Annotated in this window: 11 protein-coding genes; 9 read left to right on the top strand and 2 right to left on the bottom strand. The window is 69.7% G+C overall.

Translation table 11 applies throughout. The features are described 5' to 3' along the window. The 3 genes from ABFS34_14925 to ABFS34_14915 all read left to right on the top strand — a co-directional run. Nucleotides 1-672 (top strand): ATP-binding protein (locus ABFS34_14925; protein MEN8376718.1); only part of this gene is annotated, 672 nt, incomplete at its 5' end. Further along, the gene (locus tag ABFS34_14920; GenBank protein MEN8376717.1) at nucleotides 669-1,103 is read left to right on the top strand and encodes a GNAT family N-acetyltransferase; all 435 of its coding nucleotides are present in this window, start codon (nucleotides 669-671) and stop codon (nucleotides 1,101-1,103) included. The genes ABFS34_14925 and ABFS34_14920, both read left to right, overlap by 4 nt. 83 nt (nucleotides 1,104-1,186) lie before the next feature. Continuing rightward, complete coding sequence (locus tag ABFS34_14915) at nucleotides 1,187-1,840, top strand: hypothetical protein (protein ID MEN8376716.1); 654 nt, start codon at nucleotides 1,187-1,189, stop codon at nucleotides 1,838-1,840. Nucleotides 1,841-2,059: 219 nt separating this feature from the next. Here ABFS34_14915 and ABFS34_14910 read toward each other — a convergent pair whose 3' ends face one another. Continuing rightward, nucleotides 2,060-2,266: a cold shock domain-containing protein gene (locus ABFS34_14910; GenBank protein MEN8376715.1), complete on the bottom strand. Its 207-nt coding sequence runs from the start codon at nucleotides 2,264-2,266 to the stop codon at nucleotides 2,060-2,062. Nucleotides 2,267-2,739: 473 nt separating this feature from the next. Here ABFS34_14910 and ABFS34_14905 point away from each other — a divergent pair, with 473 nt between their 5' ends. Then, nucleotides 2,740-4,008 (top strand): ankyrin repeat domain-containing protein, encoded by a 1,269-nt coding sequence (locus ABFS34_14905; protein ID MEN8376714.1) that lies wholly within the window; start codon nucleotides 2,740-2,742, stop codon nucleotides 4,006-4,008. A 16-nt stretch (nucleotides 4,009-4,024) separates the two neighbouring features. On the opposite strand, the gene ABFS34_14900 is transcribed toward ABFS34_14905, so the two are convergent. Further along, nucleotides 4,025-4,849, bottom strand: coding sequence for an acyltransferase (locus ABFS34_14900; protein ID MEN8376713.1), 825 nt, complete (start codon nucleotides 4,847-4,849; stop codon nucleotides 4,025-4,027). A gap of 217 nt (nucleotides 4,850-5,066) precedes the next feature. Here ABFS34_14900 and ABFS34_14895 point away from each other — a divergent pair, with 217 nt between their 5' ends. The 5 genes from ABFS34_14895 to ABFS34_14875 form a co-directional block, all read left to right on the top strand. Next, nucleotides 5,067-6,374 (top strand): hypothetical protein, encoded by a 1,308-nt coding sequence (locus tag ABFS34_14895; protein ID MEN8376712.1) that lies wholly within the window; start codon nucleotides 5,067-5,069, stop codon nucleotides 6,372-6,374. A gap of 33 nt (nucleotides 6,375-6,407) precedes the next feature. Continuing rightward, nucleotides 6,408-6,971, top strand: a complete 564-nt coding sequence (locus ABFS34_14890) for a hypothetical protein (GenBank protein MEN8376711.1) — start codon at nucleotides 6,408-6,410, stop codon at nucleotides 6,969-6,971. Nucleotides 6,972-6,974: 3 nt separating this feature from the next. Further along, the gene (locus ABFS34_14885; protein ID MEN8376710.1) at nucleotides 6,975-7,622 is read left to right on the top strand and encodes an FMN-binding protein; all 648 of its coding nucleotides are present in this window, start codon (nucleotides 6,975-6,977) and stop codon (nucleotides 7,620-7,622) included. Nucleotides 7,623-7,638: 16 nt separating this feature from the next. After that, on the top strand, nucleotides 7,639-8,151 hold the full coding sequence (locus ABFS34_14880; GenBank protein MEN8376709.1) for a hypothetical protein: 513 nt from the start codon (nucleotides 7,639-7,641) through the stop codon (nucleotides 8,149-8,151). Then, nucleotides 8,148-8,828: FAD:protein FMN transferase (locus ABFS34_14875; GenBank protein ID MEN8376708.1), on the top strand; the 681-nt coding region annotated here is incomplete at its 3' end. The genes ABFS34_14880 and ABFS34_14875, both read left to right, overlap by 4 nt.

The following is an 8,828-nucleotide window of genomic DNA, read 5'->3' as shown; positions in this document are numbered from 1 at the left end:
CTCGACGCCCTCGCCGAGGCCATGTCGGGCGACGCGCTCGACGCCGCGCTACGCTGGATAGCGGTCGGCTGCGCCACGCGTTCGCTGGCGACCGACATCGAGCAGGCCGCCACCCGCATCCACGAGCTGGTGGGCGCGGTGAAGAAGTTCACCTACATGGACAACCTGGCCGGCCCCGAGGCCGTGGAGGTCGAGCCGGGCCTGCGCGATACCGTCCGGGTGGTGGCGTCCAAGGCCAAGGCCAAGGGCGCCGCCATCACGCTGGAGATAGAAGCCGGCCTGCCGCGCGTGCACGCCACGGGCGGCGAGCTGAACCAGGTCTGGATGAATCTGATCGACAACGCGCTCGACGCGGTCCCGGAGTCCGGCCGCGTGGAGGTCGAAGCGCGCCGAGAGTTGGACCGCGTCGTGGTGAGCGTGGTGGACGACGGACCCGGGATCCCCCAGGACGTGCAGCCCCGCATCTTCGACCCCTTCTTCACCACCAAGCCACCCGGCCAGGGCACCGGCCTGGGCCTGGACATCACGCAGCGGTTGCTGCGCAGCTACAGTGGAGAGGTATCCGTTGAGTCGCGCCCGGGGCGGACCGAATTCCGGGTCAGCCTCGTGCCGGCGAGAGGGGACGGCGGCGAGAAGGAGAGGCCAGCGACCTCTGAGGAGCTGTCCTCGTGAGCCAACCGACCATACGCATCGCCGAGTCCGAGGAGGCCATCCGTGCGTGTTACCCGGGCTTCTCGGAGCTGCGGCCGCACCTGGCCGAGGACGACTTCGTTGAGCGTGTGCAGCGCCAGCGGCGCGAGCACGGCTACACGATGGCGTACATCGAGGAGGACGGCGCGGTCGTGGCGGGGGCCGGCTACCGGGTCGCGGAGTACCTGGCGTGGGGTAGGACGTTCTATCTGGACGACCTGATCACGGCGACCTCGGCGCGCGGGCGGGGCTACGGCGGGGCTTTGCTGGACTGGCTGCTCGAACGGGCGCGGGAACTGGATTGCGACCAGTTCCACCTGGATTCGGGAACGCATCGCTACGCTGCGCACAGGCTGTACATGGGCCGCAAGCTCAACATCAGTTCCTACCACTTCTCAAGGGACATCGAGTAGGGGAACCGGTCCCGTCGCCGGGCTCGTTACTGAGGCGACGCTGTTCGGCCCTTTGAAATGCCCCGGCTCACAGGCCTCCCTACATGCGAATTGCACTGACGTACCCGGCGATTATCGGCGCGGCGCTGGCGCTCGCGGCCTGTGCATCGGGCGACCCGGCCATGCCCGGCGGGCTCACTCTGATCGAGCTGCCGCTTCGGGTCCACGTGCTGTCGTCTCGGGTCGACCAGATCGACAGCGACGCGACCGACGCGCAGGTTGGGGCGCTACTCGATCGCTCGAACCAGATCTGGGCCCGCGCCGGGATCCGCTTCACGCTCGATCTTACGGTGCGCGAGGCGATCGGCGCCGAGGCCGAAATCGAGGCCGCTCTCGCCGGCGGACCGGTGCCGCTCTCGGTGATCGCGGGTGGTCTGCCGCGCGGCGAGTTGAGCGGCGGTCGCTGGGACGCGTTCATCGTGGACGATCTTACCGCGCTGTCCGGGGCGCCGGGGGTCTTCGTTCCCAGCATCCCGGCGCTGGTGTCGTCCGAGGTGGACCCCGCCGGAATCAACGATCCGGGGCGGATCCTGGCGCACGAGCTGGGGCATTCGCTCACGCTGGAGCACGTCGACTGCCCGCCCGAGGGCAATCTCATGGCGGCGGGCTGCCCGGGCACCGATCGCGGGCGGCTGACCGACGCTCAGATCGAGGCCGCCAGGGCGAAGGCCGAAACCGGGAGACCGGTGCCGTTCTAGTGGGTGGTTCGACGGGACGAGGGTGGAGAGGCGCATAACCTGCTCCGACGGGAATCAGCAACTCGTTCGAGATTCGAACGAGTTGCAAATCGCGAAAATGGAGCATCTGCCCCCTCGACCTCGAGCGAGTCGGTCACCAAAAAAAAACGGGCCGCCCCGTTGCCGGGACGGCCCTTTGCCAGCTAAGTGGCCATCGCCCCTAGGGGCGATCTCGCTCGTTTAGAGCTGAACGACGTTCTCCGCCGCGGGACCCTTGGCCCCGTCAACGATGTCGAACTCGACGCTCGCGCCCTCGGCGAGGGTCTTGAAGCCCTCCGCCTGAATGGCGCTGTGGTGAACGAAGCAGTCCTTGCTACCGTCCTCCGGCGTGATGAATCCGAAACCCTTCTGGTCGTTGAACCACTTTACTGTACCCTTGGCACGCATTAATCGCGCTCCTTGGCTGTGCAGTTCGGAGTAACGATCAATCCGTACTTACCGACTGCCCTGTTTGCGCGGAACCCCCGCGCGGTTCGTGGCCTACCGTGGCCACAATAATAAAGGGCGCCAACCTCATGTTCGAGGTCGCCACCCTCTGAGATCCTGGAAGCCCCACTCGGGGGCTGACGACCAACGGTCGCGGTTGGGGGCCAGGATGTCAAGAGTTTGTCCAGGCGCAGCGGCTCCCCGATGCCTCGGCTCCGCTCTCCGGCCTCGCAGTAGTCGACTGCTCGAACTCCGGCCGCTAGGTTCGATAAGGCGCACCAGGGCGCCGCCGGTCCGCGGGCAGGACGGAGTCCACCTGGCCCAGTACGAAAACGTTGCGGGTTGCGGCGCGGGGAAGAGCGTTGCCGCGCGCCAGCGAACCTCCTTTGCGCCCGTCGCCGGCGGACACCGGGCAGAGCACGGGGAGGCTCGTCTTGTCCAGCCGTCACTTCGGGGTACGCCCCAATCTCCAGCAGCTCAAGAGCCAGGCGAAGGACCTACTCCGCGACGTGAGGGAGGGGAAGGCTTCGGCGGTCGCAGAATTCATCGCATTCCACCCCGCAGGCAGGCTCAAGCCCGGCATCCGCTTGGCCGACGCCCAGCTTGCGCTAGCCCGGACGTATGGCGTGCGGAGCTGGCCTCGCCTGGTACGCGCCTGCCGAGTCGTGGACGCGATCTGGGCGGATGACGTCCCCGGGCTCGAGGCGCTGATCCGGGCGCACCCGAATTTGCTGCACGAGATGGCGCTCGGGACCGAGCGCAGCAGTTGGGGTCCGCCAATGAGCTACGCGGCCAACCTCGGCCGGGACGCCCTCATCCGTCTCCTGCACGACCTCGGCGCCCGCGATCACGAGAAGGCGCTGGATCGGGCAGCGTTACAGGGACAGGTGGGTTCTGCCCGGCTCGTCCATTCTCTGATGGGATCACCTCGGCCGGACTCCAGCCTCCTGCGCGGACCTGCGTACACGCTCAGCGAACACGGGACACGACTCGTCCTCGAGCTCGGGGCGCCTGTGGTGGGAGAGCGCGGGGAGCGACTCGCCCCGGTCGATGTGGTGCTGGAGAGCGACAGCCGAAAGCCCCCCTCCAAGCACCGCATCCTGGAAGCGTACGTCCAGCGCGGGCTGACGCTGCCGGATACACCGCCGATGGCGGTGCACCGAGGCCGGATCGACCTGCTTCGAGAGCACCTTCGGCGCGATCCGGATCTGCTGAGCCGTCGCTTCTCACACGAGGACATCTATCCGCCGGATCTGGGCTGCCACGACGAGGTGTTCGCCACACACGGGACCCCGCTTGGTGGCGCCACGCTGTTGCACATGTGCGTGGACTACGACGAAGAGGAGATCGGCCGCTGGCTCCTCGACCAGGGGGCGGATTCCAACGCCACGGCAGGGACCGACGCGGAGGGGTTCGGTGGGCACACCCCGCTCTTTTCGGCCGTCGTGTCGCAGCCCAACTACTGGTGGAATCGATCCGGCTCCGAGCGGCTGGCGTTCTGGGCCGAGCTGCTGCTGGACCGGGGCGCCGACCCGAACGCGCGCGCCTCGCTGCGGAAGGCGTTGCACCCGGGGTACGGCGACCCGGTGCTGCGCGCATGCCGCGACGTAACGCCGTTGTCCTGGGGCCGCCGGTTTCACGATCCGCGATTCGTCAGCGAGCCCGCCATGGAGCGGATCGCGGCCCGTGGCGGCTTGCCCTGACCTCCTCCGGGTGAGGCTAATCCTCCGCCAGCGGGTCCGTCGTCCCGGGGTGCTTGGGACGCTCCTCCATGGGCGGCTTGCTGAACTTGGGCTTGGCGGGGATGCCCACCGCGACCTCTCCGGACTCCACGTTCTTGGTGGCGAGAGCCATGGCGCCGACCATGCCGTCATCGGCCACGTGCACGCCAGCGAGGACCGTGGCGTGGTAGGTGATGCGCACGCCGTCGCCCAGGATGGTGGCGGGAGAAAACACATCGCGCTGGTCGCCCAGGCCGTGCGTGTGGCTGTAGATGTTGGCGAAATCGGCCACCGACGTCTTGTTGCCCAGCTTGATCCCGCCGCGGTCGTCCAGCAGCACGTGCCGGTGGATCACCACGCCGTCGCCCACCTCCATGTTGTAGCCGAAGGAGAACTTCACGTGGTGGAAGCACTTGAAGTTCTTGCCGCAGGAACGGAAGACGTGCTGCGCCAGGATGCGCCGAAACTTGATGCCGACGTGGATGTTCTCTCCCACGGCGCTCTTGTCGAACATCTCCCAGAGCCACAGGAGCGGCTTCACCGGACGGTATTGGTCGGGATCGAGGTCCTCGTAGTACTCGGATTCGAGCGTGACGTTGCGCGGGTCCATCTGCAGCAGGGAGACCCTCCCGCCCGCGCTCAGATCGCCCGGCTCCGAGTCGCGCAGGTGCGGGAAGTACAGGTCCGTGAGGACGGTCCGGCACAGCTCGTCGCGGTCGCACGCCGGGTCCGTCAGCGCGTCGGCGATGTCCCCGAGCCACGCCTCGTAGGTGCGCTCGGCGTCGCCGGCGACGGGGACCTTCCGGAGCGGCAGAAACGCCATGTGAGCCTCTGATCGGGAGCCGATCGCCGGGCGCGGCCGGTGCCGCGCCGCCCGTCCATCAGCATACGCAAAGGCGTCAGCCGGGGTCAATGCGGGGGGCCGTCGCGTGGTCTCGCCGGCGCTGGCGCGTCCGTCCACCGGGCGCTCTTGACGCCACGCCCCACGCGCGCGAGCTTGCCCATGGAGCTACATGAGAATCAGTATCAACTAGAGTGCGATGCGAAAATACATTCTCGCGTTCGCGGTGGTAGCGAGCGCGTCCCTGGGAGCACCTGGGGTGGCCGCGCCGGCGGCCGCCCAGGAGCCGAGCGACACGCTCGAGGCCGAAGTCGAAGAGCTGAGGCAGCGGCTGGAGGACCTGGAGCTGCTGGTGGCGCAGCAGGCGGCGCTGCTGGAGGGGCGCCTGACCGGAGAGATGCACGCCGAAGAGCGGCGCGGCGCGGTCCCCGACCAGCGCCAACGGACGGTGTCCGGCATCTACGGCCGGCCGTTCGTGTGGCAGGGCGGCGGCGCCGCCGTGGGCGGCTACGTGGACCTGGAGCTGGAGGCCGCGCTCGAGACCGACGAGCTGACCTTCGACCAGCACCGCCTGATCCCGTTCATCTTCGCCGAGATCACCGACCGCATCCACTTCGGAACCGAGCTCGAGTTCGAGCACGGCGCCGACGAGATCAAGGTCGAGTTCGCGGCGCTCGACGTGTCCTTCGCGGACTGGATCAACCTGCGCGGCGGCATCCTGCTGTCGCCGCTGGGCAAGTTCAACCTGGTCCACGACTCGCCGGTGAACGACCTGACCGAGCGTCCGCTGGTGAACCGCCAGATCATTCCCACCACGCTGTCGGAGGCGGGCGTCGGTTTCTTCGGGACCATCTATCCCAGCGAGAGCGCCGTGGTGACGTACGAGGCGTACGTGGTGAACGGCTTCGACGCGGACCTGCTGGCGGGCGATGGGGAGGCGCGGCTGCGCTCGGGGCGGGGCAGCGTCGAGACCGACAACAACGCCGAGAAATCCGTCGTGGGACGGATCGGCTACTCGCCGGTGCTAGGCGTGGAGGTCGGCGCCTCGGCGCACCACGGCGTGTACGCGCCCGACGACGCGGACGAGCAAGCAGCGCTCGGCCTCGCGGGCGATGAGACGCTCACCATCGCCGCCGCCGACGCGATCTTCACACGCGGCCCCGTGGAGTTGCTCGGCGAAGCCGCGTGGGCCACGCTGGACGCGCCCGCCGGCACCGCCGATGCACAGTTCGGCTACTACGCGCAGGCCAATCTGCACTTCGGCCAGGGCGCGATCGGCATGTTCCCCAGCTCGGTGTTCACCGCGGTGGGCCGCTGGGGCGAGATAGACCTGGACAGCGACCTGGACGACGCCCGGCAGCGGCGGCTGACGTTGGGGCTCAACTGGCGGCCGGTGGAGGAGACCGCGTTCAAGGTGGACCTCCTGACCGACTGGTTCCAGGACGCCGCGGGCGAGTTCGGCGACGCGGAGCAGAAGATCTTCTTCTCGCTGGCGTCCTATTTCTAGCGCGCCTTTCGGGCGGAACCGCGGCGGCCGCCCGTGCTGACCCTGCACCGCTTGAGCGCGGGCTACCGGGTCCTGTACACCGGCGTGCTGCTGTTCATGACCGCCGGCACGGCGGCGCACACCGCCCACCAGGCGGCGCGCACCGGCCTGTCGCCGCGCGCCATTGCGGAGTGGTATCGGGGCAACGAGGGCGACGCGGCGGCCACCGTACTGCTTTTCCCGCGGGGCTTCGAGGAGGTGCTGGGCGACGCCTGGCTGGCGCTCACCACGTACGCGCTGGCGCTGCTGATTTTCGGCGCCGTGATGGCGCGTTCGGGGGTCGCGCGCCGGCTGGGCACCGGCCTGCTGCTGGCGTACGTGGCGGGCGCCGTCGTGCTGTCCGCCTCACCCTTCCTGGTCGCTTTCGCGGGGGCCGGGTGGGCAGCCCCGACGAGCGGCGCGTTGTTGGCCCAGCCGGCGCTCGCCGCGGGGCTCTCGACCCTGGCGATGTGGGAGATGTGGGCGCGCCGGGAGCGGGGGCCGCGCTTCGACCCGGAACGCGTCGTCGGACGCGCCGCGGCGCGGGTTGCCGGGCCAGCGGGCGCCAGGCTACAATAGAGAATGAGATTCGTTCTCAACGAGGCCATGGAACAGGACTCACCCAGTCACTGTACGCGGAGCGCCGGCGGGTTAGGCGCTCTCCTGCTCGCCGCCGGGCTCGGACTCGGCGTCGCCTCCCTTGTGCCCACCCCGGCCGCTGCCCAGTTCGCGCGCGCTCCGGACCCGGAGGAGCGGGTACTGCTCACCGTGGAGGAGGCGCTGCGCGAGGTCTTCCCCGGGCACGCCGCGGTCGAGACGACCGCCTGGCGCCCCAGCGCGGAGCGGCGCGCGTCCATGGAGGAGCGGCTCGGCCGGCGCCTCTTCGAGCCGCGCTACGAGATCATGGAGGTGCGCTCGGCCTCCGGTCTCATGGGCTATGCGGTCGTCACCGACGAGCGCGGCAAGTATCGTCCGATCACCCTCATGGTCGGCGTGAGCCCCGATCTCCGCGTGCGCGACACCGCCATCCTGGTGTACCGCGAGAGCCGCGGCGGCCAGGTGCAGCGGCAGCGCTTCCTGCGGCAGTACCGGGGCAAGGACTCGTCGGACGCCATCCGCATCAACAGCGACATCGTCAACATCAGCGGGGCCACCATCTCGGTGCGCTCGGTGAACGCCGGCGTCCGCAAGATCCTGGTCGTTGTGGAGGAGTGGTCGGCGGCCCGGTAGCGCCGAGCGAACGGCCGTGACCCAGTTCTTCACCTACCAGGGCTTCTCGCTCCGCCGCGCGGGTCTGCACATCCGCGTGCTGATCACCGCGTTCCTGGGCGTGTCCGCGCTGGCCCTGGCGGTGGGCGTTCTCAACCACTGGGTGCGCACGGGTCTCAGCCCGGCGGGCGCCGCCTCCTACATGCGCGGGAACGGCGTCGACCTGCTCGAGAAGTCCCCGCTGGAGTTGCTGGACGCCACCCACCCGCACCTGTTCGGGCAGGCCTTCTTCTTCTTCGTGCTGTGCCACCTGTTCGCGCTCGTGCCGGTGCGCTCCTCGGTCAAGCTGTGGGTCTACGTGGCGGCGTTCGCGTCGGTCCTGGTGGACGCCGCGTCGCCGTGGCTGATCCGCTACGTGGGGCCGGGCTTCGGCTGGCTGCAGATCACCGGCACCACGCTCATGACGATCGTCTTCGCGGTGCTGGTGGGGTGGCCGCTGCGCGAAATGTGGTTCGCGCGCGGCGAGCCGCGCAGGCCAGCCGCCGCGTGAGGGGACCGGCGTGCGCCGCGCTGGCGCTGGCGCTGGCGGCTTGCGGCGGAGAAGAGAGCGCGGAGCGACCCGGCGCGACGGGCGATCGTGCCGCCCGTTCCGCGGCCGGCGAGTTGGCCGAGGTCCGGCGCGCCTGGCCGGTCATGGGGACGCTCCTGGAGGTCGTCGCCTGGCACCCAGACTCCGCTGCCGCCGCGGCCGCCATCCACTCCGCCCGCGCCGCCGTCACCGCGGTGGACTCGCTCATGTCCAACTACCGCGCTGACAGCGAGCTTTCGCTCTTGAACCGGCGCGCGGGCGGCGCCGAGCGCACGCCCGTCTCCGAGTGGACGGCGCGCGTCCTGGCGGCGTCGCTCGAGTGGGGCGAGGCGAGCGGCGGCGCGTTCGACGTGACCGTGGGCCCCGTGGTGGACGTGTGGGGGTTCTACCGCGAGCGCGGCGCCATCCCCGCGCCGGCCACGCTCGACTCCGCGACCTCTCTGGTGGGGCACCGGGGCATCGACTACGATGCCGCGGGCGCGAGCGCGCGCCTCACCAGGCCGGGCATGCGGCTGGACCTGGGCGCCATCGCCAAGGGCTTCGCGGTGGACCGCGCGCTCGACGCGCTGGGCGCGGCGGGGGTAGCGGCGGCCATGGTCGACCTGGGCGGCAACGTAGGCGTGCTGGGAGCGTCGCCG

Source organism: Gemmatimonadota bacterium, assembly GCA_039715185.1.
GTDB lineage: Bacteria > Gemmatimonadota > Gemmatimonadetes > Longimicrobiales > RSA9 > DATHRK01.
Note: the sequence above shows the minus strand (reverse complement) of the source record. Positions and strands in the feature narration are given on the sequence as shown.